This window comes from Streptosporangium sp. NPDC048886, from assembly GCF_055586905.1.
On record NZ_JBVJHH010000015.1, the window covers coordinates 99768 to 121994 of the forward strand.

Annotated in this window: 13 protein-coding genes; 10 read left to right on the forward strand and 3 right to left on the reverse strand. The window is 72.6% G+C overall.

Going from position 1 to position 22227, the window contains the following annotated elements; translation table 11 throughout:
- Positions 1-44 precede the first annotated feature (44 nt).
- From pseB to ACZ6R6_RS20345, 10 genes are all read left to right on the forward strand, one after another.
- A complete protein-coding gene (pseB, locus tag ACZ6R6_RS20300; RefSeq protein ID WP_306859445.1) occupies positions 45-1028 on the forward strand; it encodes a UDP-N-acetylglucosamine 4,6-dehydratase (inverting) in 984 nt (327 codons plus the stop codon).
- Positions 1028-2152, forward strand: coding sequence for a DegT/DnrJ/EryC1/StrS family aminotransferase (locus tag ACZ6R6_RS20305; RefSeq protein WP_470095376.1), 1125 nt, complete (start codon positions 1028-1030; stop codon positions 2150-2152). Before pseB ends, ACZ6R6_RS20305 begins: the two co-directional genes overlap by 1 nt.
- Before the next feature lie 11 nt (positions 2153-2163).
- Positions 2164-2994: a hypothetical protein gene (locus tag ACZ6R6_RS20310; RefSeq protein ID WP_470095378.1), complete on the forward strand. Its 831-nt coding sequence runs from the start codon at positions 2164-2166 to the stop codon at positions 2992-2994.
- Entirely contained in the window at positions 2984-4768 is a 1785-nt protein-coding gene (locus ACZ6R6_RS20315) for a hypothetical protein (protein ID WP_470095380.1), read from the forward strand. The genes ACZ6R6_RS20310 and ACZ6R6_RS20315 overlap by 11 nt, the downstream gene beginning before the upstream one ends.
- Before the next feature lie 25 nt (positions 4769-4793).
- Positions 4794-6644: a glycosyltransferase family 2 protein gene (locus tag ACZ6R6_RS20320; protein ID WP_470095382.1), complete on the forward strand. Its 1851-nt coding sequence runs from the start codon at positions 4794-4796 to the stop codon at positions 6642-6644.
- Positions 6634-7674: a pseudaminic acid synthase gene (gene pseI / locus ACZ6R6_RS20325; protein WP_470095384.1), complete on the forward strand. Its 1041-nt coding sequence runs from the start codon at positions 6634-6636 to the stop codon at positions 7672-7674. Before ACZ6R6_RS20320 ends, pseI begins: the two co-directional genes overlap by 11 nt.
- A gap of 372 nt (positions 7675-8046) precedes the next feature.
- On the forward strand, positions 8047-11625 hold the full coding sequence (locus ACZ6R6_RS20330; protein ID WP_470095386.1) for a bifunctional glycosyltransferase/CDP-glycerol:glycerophosphate glycerophosphotransferase: 3579 nt from the start codon (positions 8047-8049) through the stop codon (positions 11623-11625).
- Positions 11626-11921: 296 nt separating this feature from the next.
- On the forward strand, positions 11922-12743 hold the full coding sequence (locus ACZ6R6_RS20335; protein ID WP_470095388.1) for a CDP-alcohol phosphatidyltransferase family protein: 822 nt from the start codon (positions 11922-11924) through the stop codon (positions 12741-12743).
- A 25-nt stretch (positions 12744-12768) separates the two neighbouring features.
- Positions 12769-13779, forward strand: a complete 1011-nt coding sequence (locus tag ACZ6R6_RS20340) for a sulfotransferase family protein (RefSeq protein WP_470095390.1) — start codon at positions 12769-12771, stop codon at positions 13777-13779.
- Between the two features lie 2 nt (positions 13780-13781).
- Positions 13782-14825 (forward strand): sulfotransferase family protein, encoded by a 1044-nt coding sequence (locus ACZ6R6_RS20345; RefSeq protein ID WP_470095392.1) that lies wholly within the window; start codon positions 13782-13784, stop codon positions 14823-14825.
- 124 nt (positions 14826-14949) lie between these two features.
- Here the strand turns inward: ACZ6R6_RS20345 and ACZ6R6_RS20350 are convergent, their stop codons facing one another.
- The 3 genes from ACZ6R6_RS20350 to ACZ6R6_RS20360 are packed head-to-tail and all read right to left on the reverse strand — an operon-like array spanning position 14950 to position 22084.
- The gene (locus ACZ6R6_RS20350; protein WP_470095394.1) at positions 14950-16086 is read right to left on the reverse strand and encodes a glycosyltransferase; all 1137 of its coding nucleotides are present in this window, start codon (positions 16084-16086) and stop codon (positions 14950-14952) included.
- Positions 16083-18962 carry a bifunctional glycosyltransferase/CDP-glycerol:glycerophosphate glycerophosphotransferase gene (locus ACZ6R6_RS20355; RefSeq protein WP_470095396.1) on the reverse strand — a complete coding sequence of 960 codons (2880 nt, stop codon included), beginning with the start codon at positions 18960-18962 and terminating at the stop codon, positions 16083-16085. Before ACZ6R6_RS20355 ends, ACZ6R6_RS20350 begins: the two co-directional genes overlap by 4 nt.
- Before the next feature lie 20 nt (positions 18963-18982).
- Positions 18983-22084 carry an AfsR/SARP family transcriptional regulator gene (locus ACZ6R6_RS20360; protein WP_470095398.1) on the reverse strand — a complete coding sequence of 1034 codons (3102 nt, stop codon included), beginning with the start codon at positions 22082-22084 and terminating at the stop codon, positions 18983-18985.
- Between the last annotated feature and the right edge of the window lie 143 nt (positions 22085-22227).

A 22227-nucleotide genomic window follows, 5' to 3' on the forward strand; every position in this document is an offset into this window, starting at 1 on the left:
AATGACTACCGTAAGTTACGGAAGTCTTGTATGGGGGGACTCGGGTGGGCGAGCTTGAAGGGTCATCGATCCTTGTCACCGGGGCGACAGGATCATTCGGAAAGGCTTTCATCCGGCACGTGCTCGACCATCACGACCCGCGCCGGGTGGTCGTGTTCTCGCGGGACGAGCTGAAGCAGTACGAAATCCGGCAACTGTTCGCCGACGACTCCAGGCTCCGCTGGTTCATCGGTGACGTGCGCGATCGTAGCCGTCTGACCCGCGCCATGCACGGCGTCGAGCACGTCGTGCACGCGGCCGCGCTCAAACAGGTCGACACGGCCGAATACAACCCGTTCGAATATGTTCTGACCAATGTCAGCGGTTCCCAGAATGTCGTCGAGGCGGCCATCGACTGCGGTGTCCGTAAAGTGATCGCGCTTTCGACGGACAAAGCATCCAGCCCTATCAATCTTTATGGGGCGACCAAGCTGGTAGCGGACAAACTGCTGGTATCGGCTAATCACTACGCTTCCAACCATGTGACCCGGTTCGCCGTGGTCAGATACGGAAACGTGATGGGCAGCCGCGGCTCGGTGATCCCTTTCTTCCAGAAACTGGCGGCCGAGGGTGCCAGCCTGCCGATCACCGACAAGCGGATGACCCGCTTCTGGATCACCCTGGAGCAGGCCGTCCGTTTCGTGGTCGACTCCTTCGACCTGATGCAGGGGGGCGAGCTCTACGTCCCGCGCATCCCCAGCATGCGGATCATGGACCTGGCCGAGGCCGTCGCCCCGGGCGCCGCGATGCACGAGGTCGGCATCCGCCCGGGGGAGAAGCTCCACGAGGAGATGATCGCCGCCGACGACAGCCGCAGGACGATCCGGCTCGCCACCCGTTACGTGGTGCAGCCCACCATCGCGACCTGGGGATACGTCCCGCCGCCCGGCGGCCAGGGCGTCCCCGAGGGGTTCTCCTACCGCTCCGACACCAACGACCAGTGGCTGTCGGCCGAGGACATCCGCGAGCTGCTCGCGGTGAGGGCCTGATGCTTCCGTACGGCAGACAGTCGATCGACGAGCGTGACATCGAAGGTGTCCTGAGCGTCCTGGAGGGAGACTGGCTGACCACCGGTCCGGCCGTCGCCGCGTTCGAGGCGGAGCTCGCGGCCTGGACCGGAGGCGTGCCGTGCGTGTCGGTGACCTCGGGCACCGCGGCGCTGCACACGGCCTACGCGGCCGCGGGCGTCGGCGCGGGGGACGAGGTGGTCACCTCGCCGATCACCTTCGTCGCCACCGCGGCCACGGCCGTGATGCTCGGCGCCCGCGTCGTCTTCGCCGACGTGGAGGAGGACACCGCCAACCTCGACCCGGCGGCCGCCGCGGCGGCCGCCGGCCCGCGCACGCGGGTGGTCACGGCCGTCGACTACGCCGGCCACCCGGCCGAGTACGACGCGCTGCGCGAGGTCGCCTCGCGGGCCGGGGCGCTGGTCGTGGGCGACGCCGCCCACTCCGTCGGCTCACGCTATCGCGACCGGCCGGTGGGCACGCTCGCGGACCTGACGACCTTCTCCTTCTTCCCCACCAAGACGATCACGACGGCCGAGGGCGGCGCCGTCGCCACGGCCGACGAGGAGCTTCTCCGCCGCGCCCGGCGCTTCAGGAACCACGGGCTGGTCAGGGAGGCGGGGGAGCAGCGCGAGCTGGGCGAGGGCGGCTGGCACCAGGAGGTCCACGAGTTCGGCCTGAACTACCGCCTGCCCGACGTCCTGTGCGCCCTCGGCATCAGCCAAGTACGGCGGCTGGGCGAGTTCAAGGCGCGGCGGGCCCGGCTCGTCGCCCGCTACAACGGGGCCCTGTCCGGTCTGGCCGGGCTGCGGCTGCCCGCCTGCCGTCCCCATGTCGACCCCGCCTGGCACCTGTACGCCGTGGGGATCCCCGACGGGCGGCGGCGCGAGGTCTACGAGCGGATGCGGGAGGCCGGCATCGGCGTCCAGGTGAACTACCTGCCCGCCTACTGGCACCCGGCCTTCGCGGACATGGGCTACCGGCGCGGCATGTGCCCGGTCGCCGAGGAGTTCTACGCGCGGCAGCTGTCGCTGCCCCTGTTCCCCGGCCTCACCGACTCGGAGCAGGACCGGGTCATCGGAGCTCTCCACGCGATTCTCGGCTGAGCGGAGAAACGATGCACCACACGAACCACTTCTACGGGCACGCCCATGTCTTCGCCCGGTTCTGCGGGCTCGACGGGCGCAGGCCGCCGCGCATCAACGGCTACCTCCAGCACGGCTGGAACGCCCTGGACGGGTTCGGCCCCCGTGAGAAATACGTCCCGGTGACGCCGAAGTTCGTCTGGTCCGACGCGATGCGCCGCCGGGGCTGGGCGCGGGGGCGCCGCGACTACTACCCGATCGGCGCCCCGTGGCTCTACCTGACGCGGCTGGAGCCGGCCGGGCCGCAGGAGCCGCGGGAGGGCACGATCTGGTATCCCTTCCACGGCTGGGAGCGCCAGCACGTGGACGGGGACCACCGGCGCCTGATCGACGAGATCCGCGAGGTCGAGCGGGGGCCGGTCACCGTCTGCCTCTACTGGCTGGAGTTCGGCGAGCCCGCCGTCCGGGACCTCTACGAGCGGGCGGGCTTCCGGGTGATCAGCCACGGGGCCCGGGGCTGGATGAAGAAGGGGACCGATCCGCGCTTCCCCTACCGGCAGCTCGCCGAGCTCCGCCGGCACCGGCGGGTGGCGTCCAACCGGCTGAGCACCGCCGTCTTCCACGGCATCGCGGCCGGATGCGAGCCGGCCGTCTACGGCGATCCCATGGTCCTGGCCGGGGAGGACCCGATGCACGGCGGGGTCGCGCGGGTCCGGCGGCTGTGGCCGGAGCTCCACGGCGCCGAGGTCGATCTCGCCACCGCGCGACAGATCGCCGAACAGGAGCTGGGGGCCGGACATCTGGCGTCCCCCGAAGAGATCAGAACAGTTTTCGGATGGTCGGGGGAGACCAATGACCTGTGACGACGCCGCGGCCCGCGTACATCTCATCGGGGGCGAGATGCTTGAGTGGTCCGACGCCGCGGGCGCCGGGGCCGGCGTGCTCGGCGAGCTGCTGCACCCGCTCCTGCCCGGCGGCGCGCGGGTCCTGGTCGCGGGGCCGCACCCCGCCGGCCTCTTCGAGGATCCGGCCGTCGCCGCGTGCGAGCCGAGCGTGCTGGTGCGCTCCTACTCCGACGCCTGCCGCCTGGCCGGGCACCACGAGCTGACGGTCCACTGCGGGAGCCTGGAGAAGGCGGCCTTCCCCGGGGCGTTCGACGTGGTGGTCGCCCTCGACGGGGTCGGGCGGCTGACCTCCTCCGACCACGCGGGCGGCACCTGGGCCGAGTCGCTGGAGCGGCTCACCGGGATGCTCGCCCCCGGCGGGACGCTCGTGCTGGGCGCGGAGAACCCGCTGGGCCTCCACCGGCTCGCCGGAGACCCTCACGAGGTCCATCGGCGCGCGGACGGCGACTGGGCGGCCGCCGAGCTGGACGGCTCCCGTCCGGTGAGCCTGGAGCAGCTCACCGGCCTGCTGGGCGCCGCCGGTCTCACGGTGGGCAGGAGCTATGCGGCCTACGGCCGGCCGTACGGGCCGCACCTGCTGATGGACGTCCCGGTCCTGGAGGCCGCCTCGGCGCCGGCGGCCCTCACCGCGGCCGCCTGCGCCGGGGCGTTCGGCGCGCCCGCGGCGGGCCACGACCCGCGGCACCTGGCACGCGCGGTGATGGCGGGCGGGCTCGGGGCCCGGGTCGCGGCCCGCTGGGTGGTCGCCGCGCACGCCGACGGCGCACGCCCCGTGACCCTGCCGGTGGCGCTGACCACCGACGCCGGAGCCGCCCCCTACTGGCGGCTCCCCTGCGAGCTGGCCCCGGCCGCCCGGGGCGGATGGACGCGCAGGGCGCGCGGGGACCGGACGCTGCGCGTGTCGGGACGGGTGACCCGGACACCCGGGCTGCTCGACGGGCCGGTCCCCGAGGGCCGGTCCCTGGCCGAGATCCTCATGACGGCCTGCGCGCGCAACGACGTCGTCGCGGTCCGCGAGGTCCTCGGCCTCTTCCTGCGGTGGCTGGAGGGCCACGGCGGCGACGGGAGGACGCCCGGCTGGACGGCCTTCGCCGTGGCCGACAACGTGGTCTTCGACGGCGCCCGGTTCGCGATGCTGGACGCCAGCTGGCAGCTCCCCGGGGAGCTCGACGCCGGCGCCGTCGTGGCCCGGATCATGCGTCACTTCGCCGCGCGCCTGCTGGAGTCGGGGCAGTGGCATCCGTGGTCCTGGCAGCTCGGCGCCGACCGGCTGGCGCTGACGCTGCTGGCGATGGCGGGCGCGACGGCCGGCGAGGAGACCGTACGGCGGGGCGCGGAGCTGGAGGCGGAGATCGCCGCCGATCTGGCCGCCGCCCCGCAGGACGGTCCCCGGGAGGAGACCGGCCCGGACGGGGAGGCGGACGGACCCGGCCGGGACGGGCCGGGGGAGCGGTGGGAGGGCTACCGCGAGCTGTACGCGGCCAGGGGGCGGCTCAGCGCGCGGCTGGAGGAGGCCCAGCAGAAGATCACCATGCTTGAGCGCGACCTTGAGGCAGCCGAGGCCCGGCTGGCGAAGGCCGTCCGTGCCGTCAAACAGGCGCGGCGGCGTGACAAGAGACCGCGGTCCTCCGGGGGTTCCCGGCTGGGGCGGGTGATCACCGCCCCGGCGGCCGCGCTCCGTCCGGTGCGGCGGATGTTCGGTGCCGGTCCGGGTGGAAACGCCGCACGTTAGTCCAACGTTCCTGGGGGTGAACCGTATGCCGCTACTCAGCGTGATTGTTCCGTACTACAACGTCGAACCGTATTTCGACGACTGCCTGGCCTCGATCCAGGGCCAGACGCTCGGTGACCTCGAGGTCATCTGCGTGGACGACGGATCGACGGACGCGAGTGCGGTCATAGCCAAGGACTACGTCTCACGGGACCCGCGCTTCCGGGTGGTGGTCCAGGACAACCAGGGCCTCGGCCCGGCCAGGAACGCCGGGGTGGAGCACGCGTCGGGACGGTATCTCGCCTTCGCCGACAGCGACGACATCGTCCCCCCGCGCGCCTACGAGCTCCTGGTGGACTCCCTGGAGCAGAGCGGGTCCGACATCGCCTCGGGCAACGTGCAGCGGCTCACCTCCGACGGGCTGGTCCAGTCCTGGGCGCACCGCAACGCCTTCAAGAAGACCCAGACGGGCACGCACATCACCCGTAACGTGCACCTGCTCTTCGACCGCTCGGTATGGAACAAGGTCTTCCGGCGCTCGTTCTGGGACACCCTGGGCATGGCGTTCCCCGCCCGGCTGTACGAGGACATGCCGGTGACCATCCCCGCCCACGTCCGGGCCCAGGCCGTGGACGTGCTCTCCGAGGTCGTCTACATCTGGCGCCTGCGCGAGGGGTCGATCACCGAGCGCCGCTTCCGGGCGGAGAACGTCACCGACCTCATGATCTCCGTCATGGAGACCGCGAGCTTCCTCGAGGAGCACGCCCCCGGGCTGCGCCGTGTCTACGAGCGGGACACGCTCTTCAACGATCTGCGGGTGGCGGTCGAGGCGCTGGCGGCGGGCGTCGAGCCCGATCTCCTGCTGGACGCCGTCTGCTCCTATCTCGACACGGTGCGCCAGGAGACGTATCTGGAGCTGCCCGCGATCCGCCGGCTGCAGATCCAGCTGATGCACCGGCGCAAGGTCGCGGAGCTGGCCGAGGCGGTCCGGTTCGAGCGGGAGAGCATGGACGAGGCCCGCATCCGGCGGAGCCTGCTGTCGCGGCGCAAGTGGTATGCCGACTATCCCTTCCGGCGGGGGCACGGGATACCCCGCTGGGTCTTCGACGTCTCGCGGGAGCTCACGATGACCGGCCGGCTGGAAGGCTGGCAGTGGCGCGAGGGCCGGCTGCACGGCGAGGGCAGGGTGAAGCTGCCGGGGGTCATGGTGGGGGCCTCGTCGTCGTGCTCGATCGACCTGTGGCTGCTCGAACGCGCGGGCGGCACGGTGCTGGAGCTGCCCGTGGAGCGGGAGGACCTGGGGTTCACCTTCGTCTGCGACCCCGGACCGCTGTGCGAGCAGGCCGCGAAGTGGGAGCTGTGGGTCAGGTTCACCGTGGACGGCATCGTCCGGGAGACGCGGCTGAGGGGGCAGACCCCGGCCCTCGGCCCCCACGTGACCGACACCGGGATGTGGGTCCAGCCGCTGGTGGACGACAAGGGGTCCGCCGTCCTCACCGTGAAGCGCCCCCGGGCGGCGGTGACCGGCTGCGAGTTGGCCGGCGGCCGGCTGCGGATCCTCGGCTGGCACGCCGAGCAGGAGACCGCCGAGGGCGTCGCCCTGGTGATGAGCGTCATGGGCGGCCCCGCGCGGTCCTACCCCGTGGAGACCACCGCGGGGCCGGAGGAGCGCCGGGAGTTCGTCATGGACGTGCCCGCCGAGGACGTGCGGGTCGAGCAGGAGACGGCCACCTGGAACATGTTCCTGTCCGGCATGGCCGACGGCAGGCCGCTGCGGATGCCCGTGGCCCTCCACGAGCTCCCCGAGTGGGAGCTGGACGGCTGGCGGATCCAGACGGCGCGCACATCACGCGGGAACATGGCGCTGCGAGTCCAACGGAGTGAAGATGATCATTGATGGGCGGCCCGTCGGCGTGCAGGTCCCGCCGTACGTCATCGCGGAGATGTCCGGCAACCACGACGGGGAGCTCGCCAGGGCGATGAAGATCGTCGACGCGGTGGCGGCGTCGGGGGCGCACGCGCTCAAACTCCAGACCTACCGCGCGGACACGATCACCATCGACGCCGACGGGCCGTCGTTCCGGATCTCCGGCGGGCACGGCCTGTGGGGCGGCGAGCGTCTCTACGACCTGTACAGCCGTGCGCACACGCCCTGGGAGTGGCATGGGCCGATCTTCGAGCGGGCGCGGGCGGCGGGGCTGACCGTCTTCTCCAGCCCGTTCGACCCGACGGCCGTGGACCTCCTGGAGAGCCTGGGCGCGCCCGCCTACAAGATCGCGTCATCGGAGATCGTGGACCTGCCGCTGATCCGCCGGGTGGCCCGGACCGGGAAACCCCTGATCATCTCGACCGGGATGGCGAGCCTGGGGGAGACGGACGCGGCGGTCCAGGCGGCCCGCGAGGCCGGGTGCGGGCAGCTGGCCCTGCTGGGCTGCACGGCGGCCTATCCCGCGGCGGTCTCCGACAGCAACCTGCGCCGGCTGCCCGTCCTGGCGGAGGCGTTCGGGCTGCCGGTCGGGCTGTCTGACCACACCCCGGGCATCGGCGCCGCGGTGGCCGCGGTCGCGCTCGGCGCGTGCGTGATCGAGAAGCATGTGACCCTCGACAGGGCGGGGGGCGGCGTCGACGCGGCGTTCTCGCTGGAGCCGGCGGAGCTGTCGGCGCTCGTCGTCGAGAGCGACCGGGCGTGGCAGGCGCTCGGCAGCGCCGTGGTCCGCCCCGTCTCCGCGGAGAGCGAGGGGATGCGCTTCCGCCGGTCCCTGTACGTCGTGGCCGACGTCCGGGCCGGGGACGTGGCCTCCGAGCGCAACGTCCGCTCGATCCGTCCGGCCGGCGGGCTCCCGCCGGACGCGATCACGACGGTCGCCGGCCGGACGTTCCGGTGTGACGTCCCGCGCGGGACCCCGCTCACCTGGGACCTGATCTGACCGGACCACGGCGGCCCGGCGGGTCATGAGGCCCATGAGGTCCGCGGAGCGGCGAGTACGCCGCTCCGCGGACCTTCGCGTGTCAGGGGGCACCGCCTGTCCCGGGCGGGCCGCCGGCCGGGGACCCGGGAGCGGGCCGATGCCCGCCGGCGGTCCGTCGCGGAGCCGTCCGGGGTGGTCACGGCCCGGGCCGTCAGGCCCTTCGGGGCGGTCAAGGCTCGACAAGAGTCGCGTCATTTAACCGCATGGCCCGTATGCCTATCGGGCGTTCTCCTCATTCTCGTGGAGACGGAGCACACCCGGACCGGCTCCGGGCCCCTCCGTGCGATCACCTCGGCTATCCCGGATTTCGAGAATGTTGGAGGCTGACTCTTGTCCCCGCTTCTGAGCGTCGTCGTCCCTTTCTTCAACGTGGAACGGTATTTCGAAGCGTGCCTGGCGTCGATCGCCAGGCAGACGCTCCGCGATCTTGAAGTCATCTGCGTGGACGACGGGTCACCCGACGGCAGCGCCGTCATCGCCAAGGCGTTCGCCGGGAGGGACCGCCGCTTCCGGGTGATCCACCAGGAGAACGCCGGGCTGGGGGCGGCCAGGAACGCCGGCGCGCTCCACGCGACCGGCCGCTACCTGTGCTTCATGGACAGCGACGACGTGCTGCCCCCCGACGCCTACGAGCTGCTGGTCTCCTCGCTGCGCGAGTCGGACTCCGACTTCGCGTGCGGCAACGTCCTGTACCTCAACTCGGCCGGGACCTGGCGCTCCGGCCTGCACTCCCGGCCCTTCCGGGAGACCGTACGGCAGACGCACGTCAGCGCGCGTCCCGAACTGCTCCTGGACCGCACCGCGTGGAACAAGGTCTTCCGGCACGACTTCTACCGGGAGCACGGTTTCGGCTTCCCCACGGGCCTCTACGAGGACGCGCCCGTCACCATTCCGGCCCATGTGCTGGCGCGCTCGGTCGACGTGCTCGGCGACGTGGTCTACTACTGGCGGCAGCGGGAGCCGGGAGACCCGTCGATCACGCAGAGCCGGACCGCGCCCGGCAACCTGGAGGACCGGATCGCGTCGATCACGCGCGTCCAGGAGTTCCTGGCCGCGCACGGATCCGCCGCCCTGCGGCGCCAGTTCGACGAGTCCGTGCTCCGCAGCGACCTGACCCTCTACGTCAACGCGGCGCTGGACGCCGACGAGGACTACCGCGCCCGCCTGGTGGAGAACGCCGGGTCGCTCGTCGAGCGCATGGACCCGGAGATCCTGGCCGAGCTCCCCTGGGAGCAGCGCCTGATGTTCGAGCTGCTGAGGCGCCGTCGGGCCGAGGAGTTCACCGAGGTGCTGGCCGACCGGCGGGAGGGCGTCTTCCACAGGCTGACGCGCCACGCGTCCGGCTGGTACGCCGACCACCCGATGATGCACCGGGGCGTGCTGCCCAGGGAGGTCTTCCGCGCGGGTGACAACGACCTCAGCCTGGTCTGCCGGGTCGACCAGATCGAATGGCACAGTGACGACCACCGCCTGCGCATGTCCGGCCGCGCCTACATCAAGGGCATCGACCTGTCCGCGGAGGACTCCTCCGAGATCACGGTGACGCTGCGCAACACCCGGACCCAGCGCGTGGTCGAGCTGCCGGTCCGGCGGCTGCTCCGCACCGACGTGACCGCCTCCCGCCAGGGCGTGACCTGCTACGACTGGTCGGGCTTCGAGGTCGACATCGACCTCGCCGTGCTGGTCAGGTCAGCCCGGAAGGCCAGATGGCAGGTGGAGGTCGGGCTCACCGCGCAGGACGTCCAGCGCTCCGGCCCGCTGACCGCGACGCCGAGCAGCGACGTCCGCCGCTTCTCCGGTGTCCCGGTCGCCCCCCACATCAGCCTGTACGTGGAGGTGAGCCCTGACGACGAGGTCCTGTTCAGGGTCCAGCGGGTCCACACCGTGGCGGAGCCCCGGCCGGGCGGCGAGGGGACGATCGAGGTGTCGGGCTGGGTGGCCTCCGAGGCGCCGGACAGCCCGGACAGCCCGGACGGTCCGGACAGCTCCGCCGGTCCGGACGGTCAGGGCAGTCCGGACGCTCCGGACGCTCCGGACGGGAGACTGCTGGCGCGGCTGCGCCGCAGCGGCCGGGAGGTCGAGGTCCCCGCGCGCTGCGAACCCCTCGGCGGCGGCCGGGTCGGCTTCAGCGCCCTCCTGCCCGTCGCGGACCTGCTCCCGGCCGACCTGTCGGCCGGTGACACGGCCGACCCGCAGATCGACCCCGACCTCAGGTGGGACCTGTCGGTCGCGGTGGGCCCGGACAGGCCCCGCAGGCTGATGGCCGGGCTCGTGGCCGCCGAGGAGTACGTGACCGTGGGGGACCGCGAGGTCGGCGTCGTCGCGGCCAGGCTCGGCCCGCTCAGCGCGGTGGTCCGCCCCGTCCGGCCGGCGGTGACCGGAGTCGGCTGGGGCGCCGACGACAGCCTTGACGTGACGGGCCGGTGTGCCGGGGCGGTGGACCCGCGGGCCCGGCTCGTCCTGCGCAGGGTGGGCGGCGGGGGGATCCACCACGTGCCGCTGGAGCGGGAGGGGGAGCGGTTCGCCTGCGCGCTCCCGCTGACCCGCGCCGAGCTATACGGCGAGCGCGTGCCGCTCGGCGGCGGCCGGTGGGAGGTCCTGATCGAGTCCGGGGGGGAGCTGTCTCCCGTGAGGCTGGCCAGGAGCCTGCTCGCCGACCTGCCCGCCGTCCACACCGCCGGCCTGCAGACGTTCCGGGTGCGGGCGCACCGCGCGAACGGCCTGGCCGTCGACGTCCAGCCGGCGCTCGGCGCCGACCGGGGATACCACGCCCAACGGGGCCTCACCGAGCGTGACTACCCGGCCTTCATGAAGGAGCCGCTCCGGGATCTCGTGGTGTTCGAGTCCTGGCGGGGACACCAGTACTCCGGCAGTCCGCGGGCGGTGTACGAGGAGCTGCGGCGCAGGGGAGACGGCCGGGAGTGCGTGTGGGTCTCCGCGGACGGCGGGGGACGGCCGCCAGAGGGCGCCCGGGTCGTGCTGCGCGACAGCCGGGCCCACTACGAGGCCCTGGCCCACGCCCGGCACGTCCTGTCCGACGACAGGGCGCCGAGCTGGTTCACCAAGCGCGACGGCCAGGTCTACGTGCGGACGTGCCACGGCACCCCGCTCAAGCGGGTCGCCCACGACATCGCCGGCGGCCGCTTCGGCGCCGGAGCCGATCACCTGCGGAGGCTCGCACTGGAGGTGGCGAAGTGGGACCTGCTGGTCTCGCCCAGCTCCTTCGGCACCTCGGTGCTGCCCCGCGCCTTCCGGTACGGCGGGCCCGTCCTGGAGGCCGGCAGCCCCGGCAACGACCCGCTGCACCGGCCCGGGAGCCGGGAGGAGGCCGCACGGGTGCGGCGGGCACTGGGCCTGCCGCCGGACAGGCGAGTGGTGCTGTACGCGCCGACCTGGCGCGACGACCAGGTCCTGCCGGGCGGCAAGTATCACCTGGACATCCGGCTGGACTTCGGCCGGGCGCGCCGGGCGCTCGGTGACGGCCACGTCTTCCTCTTCCGGGGCCATCCGCGCGTCTCCGAGACGCTGCGGCCCCTCGGCCCGGAGTCGGGGGCCGTCGACGTCACCCGGTATCCGGACGTCACGGAGCTGCTGCTCGTCGCCGACGTCCTCGTCACCGACTACTCCTCGCTCGTGTTCGACTACGCGGGCACCGGCCGGCCGATCCTGCTGTTCGCCCACGACCTGGAGCACTACCGCGGGCGGCTGCGCGGTCTCTACCTCGATCCGGCCGAGGACGTCCCCGGATCCCTGCTGGAGACCTCCGACGAGGTGATCGAGGCGCTGGCCGGCCTCGACGCGACCGTCCCGGCCCACGCCTCCGCCTACGGCCGTTTCCGGGAACGCTTCTGCCACCTCGACGACGGAGGCGCCGCCGCGCGCGTCGTCGACCACGTCTTCGGGGACTGACCCGGCCGGACGCCTCGGCCGCCCCCGCCGTACGGTCGCAGGTCCCGCGGGGGCGGCCGAGGCGGGGTGTCGCGCCCGTGTCGCGGGGGTCGGGCGGCGACCCCGGCGGGGACGGCACTCGGCCAGGCATGCATGTTTTCCCGGAAAATCACGGTAATTGTCCGATCGTTCCGTCGAGGAGAGTCGCGGGCACCGCCACCCCTGAATGACGCTGCTGGTCAAGAACCGGTATGGAGATGCTCTCTTGGCGCCCGAGTGTCAACCTTCGATCACGCAGGGTGGCCATGCTTGAAGGCATGAGGGCCTATTCGTTGAACGACGTTCACGCGACCCGCAAACGAAGAGACTCCTGGTGGACGGTCTTCGTGGTCGATCCGGTGGCGTGCAGGCTCACACTGCTCGTCGCCAACCACACAGCCATGACTCCCAACGGGCTCACACGTCTGTCGCTGGTTCTCGGAATGGGGTCGGCGGTCTGTTTCGCGTTGGGACAGCTCGTGGCGGGGGCCGCGCTGTTCTACGTGAGCTTCATGGTCGACTGCATGGACGGGAAGATCGCGCGGCTCAAGGCGACGGGGACCGCGTTCGGCCTCTGGCTCGACTACGTGGGCGACCGGATCCGGGTGGTCTGCTGCGCGGTCGGACTGGCGTTCGGCCAGTACATGGCGACGAAGGACGTCTCCTACATCATGCTCGGCGCCGGGGTCGCCGTCCTGGACCTGTTCCGCTACGTCAACGCGCCGCAGATGAAGCGCGTCCGCGAGGTGGTCAAGGAGAACAGGCCGGAGCCCCGGGCGAAGGTCGAACCGATGGTGCCCCGGCAGCCCCGGCAGCCAGGGGAGCCCCGGGCTGCCAGGCCGATCGGCCTGCGCCGCAGGTTCGGCCGGTTCCTGGTCCGCCACCGGGTGCGGACCCACCTGATCAGCGGCATCGAGTTCCACGCGGCGGTGTTCGTGGTCGCCCCGCTGATCGGGGTGGCGGCGCTGCTGCCCGTCTCGATCGTCGCGGGGGTGCTGCTCCTCCTCAACGAGGTCTTTTTGATCTACCGCATGTGGCTGTTCACCCGGGCCGTGCCTACCGTGCCGCACCCGGAGAACGCGCAGCGCGTACCTGTTTGATCATCTTTTACGGGGGTTCGTTGTCATGCAGTCCGACCGACCGATCTTTGTGATCGGCTGCCCGCGCTCCGGCACCACCATGCTGCAGCTCATGCTGCACTCGCATCCGCGCATCGCGGTGCCTCCGGAGACACGGTTCGTGGTGCCCGGCTACTACCGCAGGTTCGTCTTCGGGGACCTGCGCGAGCAGGGGAACCGGCGCAGGCTGGGCCGGTGGATCGTGAGCGACAAGGACACCAAGTTCAAGGAGCTCAAGCTCAACGGGGAAGAGCTGATCGAGAGCATCGCCGCCGGGCCGCCCACGCTGGGCTCGGCGATGGGCATCACCTTCCGTTCCTACGCCGAGCAGCACAGCAAGTCCCGCTGGGGCGACAAGCGGCCCAGCTACTACCACCACGTGGACCTACTGCTGCGCCTCTTCCCGGACGCCCAGTTCGTCCACCTGATCAGGGACGGCCGGGACTGCGTGTCGTCGCTGAAGGAGATGCCCTGGTACACCAAGGACATCTTCCACGCGGTGACCAACTGGGCCGAGGCGATCGACTTCGGCCGGCGGCACGCCAAGAACCTCCCGGCCGACAGCTACTACGAGCTGCGCTACGAGGACCTGACGGCCTACCCGGAGACCGAGCTCAGCAAGCTGTGCGACTTCCTCGGCGAGGACTACGACCCGGCGATGAGCGAGCCGCAGCATGTGGCCCGGGTGGCGATCCCCGAGCACAAGGTCTGGCACAGCAACACCCACGGAGACGTGACCACCGCCCGGACCGGCTCGTGGAAGTCCAGGCTGGAGCCCTGGGAGCTCTCGGTCTGCGAGACCGTGCTGGCCGAGCGGCTGACCGCCAACGGCTACGAGCTGAGCGGGGCCCCCAAGGCGGGCCGGGAGCACGTCGAGGCGTGTGAGAGGGCGGCGACCAAGCGGCGCTGGGCCCGCCGGCGCAAGGAGTTCCGCGACCGCCTGAACCGCTTCCGCGAGCCGAGTCCGGTGGCCGCCCAGCTCACCACCCGGCAGCTCGGCGAGCTGGCGAAGGTCTGACAATGCAGTCGGATCGGCCGATCTTCATCGTGGGCTGTCCCCGCTCGGGGACGACGATGCTGCAGCTCATGACGCACGCCCACCCCCGCATCGCGATCCCTCCGGAGACCCGGTTCATGGTCACCGCCTACCAGCGGCGGCTGCACTTCGGCGATCTGAACGACCCGGCACGCAGGCGCGAGCTGGCCGAGTGGGTGGTCAACCGCCGCCAGTCGCGCTTCCACGATCTGGGGCTGGACGGCGAGGAGGTCATCCGGCAGATCGTCGACGGGCCGCCGACGCTCGGCTCGGCGCTGGGCATCGTCCTGCGCTCCTACGCGACCCGGCACGGCAAGCCGCGCTGGGGCGACAAGCGGCCGTCGTACTTCCAGCACATCGACGTGCTGCTCCGGCTCTTCCCGGACGCCCAGTTCGTCCACCTGATCAGGGACGGCCGGGACTGCGTGGCGTCGCTGAAGGAGATGCCCTGGTACAACGGGAGCGTCTACAGCGCGGTCGCCGGCTGGGCCGAGGCGATCGACTTCGCCCGGCACGGCGCGCCCAAGCTCCCCGAGGGCAGCTACCACGAACTGCGCTACGAGGACCTGACGACCGACCCCGAGGCCCATCTGCGCCGGCTGTGCGAGTTCCTCGGCGAGGAGTTCGCCCCGGTCATGTGCGAGCCGAAACTGGTGGCCGGCATCGCCTGCCCCGAGCGCAAGACCTGGCATTCGCGTACGCACGAGGACGTGACCACCTCGCGGTCGGGCTCCTGGCGGGAGCGGCTGGATCCCTGGGAGATCTCGCTGTGCGAGAGCGTCCTCGGAGACCGGCTGGAGACCTACGGCTACGAGCTCAGCGGGGCGCCGAAGACCGAGACCTCGCGGATGGTCGCCTACGAGCGGACCGCGGCCAAGCGCAAGCTGGCCCGGGTCAAGCGGGTGGCCTTCGACCGGCTGATACGGCTCCGCGAGCCGAACCCGCTGGGCGCCCGGCTCACCGCCGGTCAGCTCGTGCTGGCCGGGGTGCCGCTGCCCCGCACCGAACCCGCCAAGGTCAACGGCTGACCCGCCCGGACGGACGTTTCCGCCGGGCCGGCGGTCAGCGGCCGACCTGCGCGAACAGGGCCCCCCAGCAGGTCGGCGGCCAGTGGCCGGCCCGCCCGGACGGACGCTTCCGCCGGGCCGGCGGTCAGCGGCCGACCTGCGCGAACAGGGCCTCCCAGCGGTCCAGGACCCGTTCCAGCCGGAACGCCTCGACGTGCGCGCGAGCGGCGGTGCCCAGCCGCCGCCGCTCCTCCACCGAGGACATCAGCCCGGCCAGGGCCGCGGCGAGGGCCGTCACGTCGGCCGGCGGCACCAGCAGGCCGGTCTCCCGGTCGACGACCAGCGTCCGCACCCCGCCCGACACGTCGAAGGCCACCGAGGGCACGCCGTGGGAGGCGGCCTCGCCGAGCACGAGCGGCAGTCCCTCGTGCTCGCTGGAGAGCCCGAGCAGCGATCCGTCCAGATACTCGCGGCCCATCTCGGCGGCGGGCACCGCGCCGCGGAACACCACCCGGCGGGCCACCCCGCACGCCCGCGCGTGCGACCGGAGGCGTTCCAGCTCCTCGCCCTCGCCGATCAGATGCAGCTCCCAGTCCCCGCCCACGGCGCGGCAGGACTCCGCGAAGGCCGAGATCAACCGGTCGAACCGCTTGACGCCCTCCAGCCTGCCGACTCCGAGCACCCGGTGGCCGGTCAGCTCGGCGGTCCGCGCCGGCCAGGCGGGCAGCGGATTGGGGATGGCCCAGGTGTTGGGCAGCAGCGCGTGCTCGGAGAACAGCCAGGCGTCGTCCTCGCTGAGGAACACCGCCTTCTCCAGCCGGCCGTAGTGGCCCCGGACCGAGCCGAGGTGCCAGGATCCCCGCGCGTGCTCGTAGGACCCGTGGTACTGGCCGATCGGGAGCAGGTGCTCCGGGAGCAGGGACGCGAGCCGGGTCACCACACCCGGGGAGGCGAGCACCGCGAAGCCGGCCCCCAGCTCCCGGAACAGCCTCCCGAGCACGCGGCGCTCGCGGTGCCTGCCCAGCCGGGAGACCTTGCCGATCGGCGTGCGGTGGATCACGTGGTGCCGGTATCCGGGCCGCTCCACGTAGCGGAACGGGCTCTCGGCCCGGTGCAGCCCGACCACGTGCACGTCGTGTCCCCGCTCGGCCAGGCCCTGCGCCACGGTGTGGGTGACCCGCTGTATCCCGCCGAGCGTGTCGGCGTCCATGCAGGCGAACACCACCGAACCCGTCCGGACGCGCGCCTCCGAACCCGTCCGGACACGCGGCTCCGGGCTCATCGCGACCACCACGGCGGGGTGAGCCGGATGGGCGACCACGCCGGCAGGGGCAGTCGGACCGTCCGCCGCGCGCCGTCCCGGCCGCGGCCGTCATCCCGGGTACGGCCGTCGCCCCGGGTATGACTGTCGCCCCGGGCGTGGCCGTTGATCCGGACCTGTCCGCCGGCCGGGGCCGGGGCCGGGCCGAAGAAGGCGTCCACCACCTTCGCCGAGGCGTGGCCCTTCTCGTCGGCGCACCACGTCCGGCGGAAGGCGATGTATCGGGCGGCGAACGACGCGGCCACCTCGTCGAGATCGCGCAGCGCGCCGATCAGCTCCTCCGTGGTGGTCAGGCAGGGACCGGGGGCGATCGACGGCAGGTCGTGGTAGACACCCCGCTCCACGCGCCGGTATTCGTCCCAGTCGTCGATCAGGAACAGCATCGGCCGGCCGGTGATCGCGTAGTCGCACATCAGGGAGGAGTAGTCGGTCAGCAGCGCGTCGGAGGCCAGCATCAGGTCGTTGACCTCGGGATAGGAGCCGGCCGGGCAGACGAAGTGGCGCAGGTCCTGCGGCACCCGGTAGCGCTCCACCGGGTGGGGGCGCAGGATCACCACCCATTCGTCGGCGAGCGCCTCGGCCATCATGGCCAGGTCGGCCCGGACGGACCGCCCGGAGGATCTGGCCCGGTCCCGGTAGGTGGGCGCGTACAGCAGCACCCTGCGCCCCGGCGGGAGCTCCAGGCGCTTCCTGACCCGCCGTACGGCCTCGTCGTCGCCGTGGACGAGCACGTCGCACCGGGGTGAGCCGTAGCGCAGGACCGGCCCCTCGTATCCGTGGGACGGCAGGAAGACCCGTTCGAACTCGGCGCTCGGCGACACCAGCGCGTCCCAGCGCGCCACCGCCGCCCGCCACTGCTCCCGCGGCCCGGGGAAGTCGGCCCGCAGGTCCGGCGAGTTGAAGCCGACCGACTTGATGCCCTGGCCGTGCCAGGTCTGCAGGTAGCGGGTCCCGGGTGGTTTGGGGTAGCCCAGCGGCATGCCGTGGCTGTCCACCCAGTAGCCGGCCCTGGCCATGGTCCACAGATGGCGCCAGCTCATGCGGCGCACCAGCTTGGCGTCGGCGGGGAAGTTCCGCCTGTTCCTGGCGACGGACCAGACCATGTCGAGGGGCGCCCGCCGCCGCCTGAGCTCCTCGTAGACATAGCGCGGATTGCCGGTGTATCCGGCGCCGACGTCGGACTCGAACAGCGCCAGGTCCCGGCGCGGCGGCACGATCCTGATCAGGCCCCTGTAGACGCGGAGCTTCACCTCCGGTCGCCCCACCCGCCTGATCACCCTTCGGGCGAACCGCCCCAGCCGGGGCACCGGCCGGAGCAGGCCCCTGCGCCGCCACTGCACCCGCAGGACCGCGGCGTGCCCCTCCGCCCTGACCGTGACCCGGTGGCCCGGGACGGTGGCGGTGAACGGCCCGGCGGCCGGGTCGACGAGCAGCCGGTCGGTGGTCACCCGGCCGTCGGCGCGGACGATCCCGACCCGGGGGTCGTAGTGGCCGCCGAAGCCCAGCGGGCCATGCCTGAACGTGGCGAGGTCGACGGTCGCCTCGCTCAGGTGGCTGCCGTCGTCCTGCTCACGCGGTGCCAGCGGCACCTGCCGGTCCCACATGCGCAGGGACGCGCTCCAGCCGGGGTTGGCAGCGAGCACCCCGAACGGGTCATAGGTCCTGATCGTCAGCGTGACCCGGGTGCCCTCGCCGGTGAAGGTGGCCTCGTGGCGGAGCCGGGAGGCGGTGTAGGGCAGCTCGGCCATCCGCAGCGAGGTGATGTCCATCCGCTCGTCGGGGACGGTGCCCCAGTAGGTCCGGCCGCCCTGCCGTACGGCGGAGCGCGGCGCGGCCTGCGGCCCGTTCAGCGAGCGGGCGGCCACCAGGAGCTCGTCGGTCCGGCCGTCGAGGATCAGCCCGCAGCAGACCCGGGCGACCGGCTCGATCCGCGTGAAGACCTCGGGGTCGATCTCGGCCAGGTAGGGCCGGACGAGCGAGGCGAACTCCTCGGCCCAGGCCAGGTCGCGCGAGGGCAGCGGGTTGAGGTAGACCCGCAGGTCCTGGCGGAGGAAGCGGCGATGGCGCTCGGGCACCAGGTGGGCCAGGCCGTGGCCGCGCAGGATGTCGTCGCTCAGCCGGGCCGCCCGGATCCGGTGCCGGACGTTGTCCATCTCCTTGACGCGCAGCGAGATGGACAGCCGTGCCCCGTCCTTCTCCTGGGCCCGGTGCCAGAGGTAGACGACCCACGGGACCACGGCGAAGCGCCGCGCGGCGCAGTAGAGCTCGGTGCTGAAGACGTGGTCCTCGTAGTACAGGTCCTCCCGGAAGGGCAGCCGCCGCAGCAGCTCGGCCGGGTAGAGCTTGTTGGTGCTGAAGGAGTCGAGGAACAGCTCGGGCTCCTGCGCGATCCCCTCGACGGTCCTGCGCCTGGCGAACAGGGCGGGGTAGTAGCTCTGCGTCCTGCCGCTCCACTCGTAGAGCCGCGAGATCTGTCCGGTGACGAAGTCGGCGCCGGTCCGTTCGATCTCCAGCACCATGCTCTTGCAGGCGTGCCGGGTCAGCCGGTCGTCGCTGTCGAGGAACATGACGTACGGCGCGCGGGCCGCCGCCACCCCGCTGTTGCGGGGCCGTCCGCAGCCGCCGCTGTTGACGTCCGCGCGCAGGTAGCGGACCCGGGGGTCCTCCCGCTGGAGCTCCCGCGCGACCCGTTCGGTGTCGTCGGTGCTCGCGTCGTCGGAGATGATCACCTCGACGTTCCGCAGCGACTGGTCGAGCACCGACCGCACGGCTCTGGGCAGCCGTGCGGCGTCGTTGTAGGTGATGACGACCACGCTGCAGTCCGGTGGATTGATCACATTATGTGGTGTTCCCGTAACTAAGGGGTGTCCTGTCTTGCTTGTGAACTGCTGAAGCTGTTTTTAACGGCTCCCGCACCACCGGGCCCCGCGATCCCCCCGGCCGGGTCCTCCTCCAGGGCCAGGCCGATGACGTCCTCGGTGTGGGCGCCGTGCTCGAAGGCGGTCGCGTAGGCGCGAGCGTCGAGTGTGCGGCGGATGAGGCGGACCGCCCTCGTGTGGGCGTCGTGGAAGGGGCGCAGCCCGGCGAGCACGACGCCGGTCGACTGCCGTAGCCGGTGTGCGGCCCCCAGCAGCCGGGTGGCGTGATCGTGCTGCCCGGCGGCGGCGACCGCCCAGGCCAGCGTCTCGACTCCCCATATGGGACCCCAGGAGTCGTCGATCTCCCGCTGGCGGCGCAGGGAGTCGCGGATCAGGGCGGCGGCCCGGCGGGGCTCGCCGTGTCTCAGCTCCGTGAGGCCCAGACACCACAGCGCCCACGAGTGGGCCCAGACCCCCTGGGACGCCTCGGCGTCGGCAAGGTAGGCGTCGCCGGCGGCGACCGCGATGTCCCGGTCGCCGAGGAAGGCCGCGGCCATGGCCCACATCATCGTGGCCATGTGGGCGTCGCCGACCTCGCCGCCCTGCCGGAAGCGGTCCCGCGCCCGCGCCAGCAGCGGTATGGCCCGCGCGTCGGCTCGGACGAGCATCGCGTGGGCGCCCTCGATGTATTCGACGGCCGCCACCGCGCCGGCGACCGCCGGATCCTGCCCCACGGTGGTCACGGCGTCCTGCCCGGCGACCGCCACCGGGTCCTGCCCGGCGACTGCCACCGGGTCCTGCCCGGCGACCGCCACCGGGTCCTGCCCGGTGAGCTGCCGCGCCGCGTCGCGGCAGTCGGCCAGGAAGGCGTCGGCGGCCTCCTGGTCGCCCTGGCAGAGGGCGATCCACGTCATGAGCGCCGCCCCGCCGGCGCGCAGCGGGCCGGGCCGGCGCGGGGACAGGGCGAGCGTGCGCTCCAGCCAGTGGCGTCCCTCGCCGAGGCTGCCGAGGAAGAACCAGCACCGGGTCCGGGTGAGGCCCGCGGCGATCTCCACTCCGGCCGGAGCCTGACCCGGCTGCGTGATGCAGAAATCCAGCGCGGCCCGCAGGTTGGGCAGCTCCTGCCGGAGCCGGGCCATCCACTCGGCCTCGCGGGGGCCGCACCAGTCCGCCGCGGCCCGGGCGACCAGGTCGCGATAGTGGTCGCGGTGGCGCCGCCGCAGCGCCGTGCCCTGGCCGAGGCCGTCGAGCCGCTGCTGTCCGTACTGGCGGATGGTCTCCGGCAGGCGGTATCGGGTCCGGTCGCCGGGACAGCTCGCCGTCACGATCGACTTGTGCACCAGGCCCGCGAGGACGTCCATGACGTCCTCGCGGGCGAGCCCCTCGCCGGAGCACACGGCCTCGGCCGCCGCCAGGTCGAACCCGCCGGAGAACACCGACACCCGCGCCCACAGCCGCCGCTCGTGCTCGGTGCACAGGTCGTGGCTCCAGTCGACCACGCCGCGCAGGGTGCGGTGGTAGCGGGGGGCGCTCCGGGCCCCGCTGTCGGTCAGCAGCCGGAACCGGTCGTCGAGCCGGTCGAGGATCTCCTCGACCGAGAGCGTGCTCAGCCGTACCGCCGCCAGCTCGATGGCCAGGGGGATGCCGTCCAGCCGCCGGCAGAGCTGGGCGACGGCGCCGCGGTTGCGGTCGGTGATCTGGAAATCCGGAGCCGAGGCGGCGGCGCGGTCCGTCAGCAGCCGTACGGCCTCATAGCGGGTCAGCGGCCCGTCGCCCCCGTGGGCCGGTGCCGGCAGGGGCGGCACGGGCAGGGGCGGAACGGGCAGGCAGTGCTCCCCCTGGAGGCCGAGCCGCTGCCTGCTGGTGGCGAGCGCCCGCAGGCCGGGCGCCGCGCGCAGGAGCGTGACCGTCAGCGCCGCGACGGCGTCCACCACGTGCTCGCAGTTGTCCAGCACCAGCAGTATCTGCCTGTCGCGCAGATGCTCGACCAGGACGTCCACGCCGGAGCGCGTCGACCGGTCGCGGATCCCCAGGGCCTCGGCCACCGCCCGGTCGAGCAGTCCGGGCTCGGTCAGCGGGGCGAGGTCGGCCAGCCAGACCCCGTCCAGGAAGGCGGGGGAGACCCGCGCCGCCACCCGCAGCGCCAGCCGCGTCTTGCCCACCCCGCCCAGGCCGGTCAGGGTGACCAGCCGGGCGCTCTCCAGCAGCCGCTGGGTCTGGACGAGCTGCCGCTCACGGCCGACGAACGTCGTCAGCTCGGCGGGCAGGTTGCCGGCCGCCCGCGTGCCGCCGTCACGCGGCACCGGGCGGGCGAGCGCGGGATCGGCGCCCAGCAGCCGCCCGTGCAGCTCCCGCAGCTCCGCGCCGGGATCGATGCCCAGCTCCTCGGCGAGGATCTCGCTGACGGTGCGATAGCACTGCAGGGCCTCGCCCTGGCGCCCCGACCGGTACAGCGCCAGCATCCGCTGCGCCCAGAACCGCTCCTTCAGCGGGTGCGCGCCGGTCAGCTCCCGCAGCTCCGGGAGCACGTCCTGGTGGCGCCCCAGCGCCAGGTCCGCCTCGATCCGCAGCTCGATCGCGCCCAGCCGGCGCTCGGCCAGTGCCGGCACGACCTCCCGCTGGAGCGGCTCCGAGGGCACATCCGACAGCGGCTGCCCGCGCCACAGCCTCAGCGCCTCCCGCAGCAGCGCCGACGCCTGCCCCGCCTCGCCTGCGGCGACGGCCGTCCTGGCGTGGCGTACCAGGGCGTCGAAGCGGTGCAGATCGATCGCGTCGTCGGCCACGCCGATCAGATAGCCCTGCGGGCAGGTCCGCACGGGACCGCCGCCCCCGGGGCCGCCCAGCACCCGGCGTAGCCGCATCACGTAGTTCTGCAGGGCGTTCCGCGCCCCGTCGGGCGGGTCCTCCCCCCACAGCCGGGCCGTCAACGTCTCGACGGGGACGACCCTGTTGGCCTCGATCAGCAGGCAGGCCAGCAGCACCCGCTGCTTGGCCGCTCCGACCGCCACGGGAGCGCCGTCGCGCAGCACCTTGAGCGGCCCCAGGACTCCGAACTCGAAACCCGTCCCTGACAGGCGGTTGTCCCGCCGAGCGTCCGTCACATGACTTTACGTTACCTTGTAATGACTTTGAGTCACCATTCGATGGCATGCTGTGAGTGCCGGGTGACCGTAAGGTGACCGGCGCGACAGCGGCCTCTGAGAACGTCTCCCCTGCCAGGCACTCCCGTGCCTGCCCAGCGCAA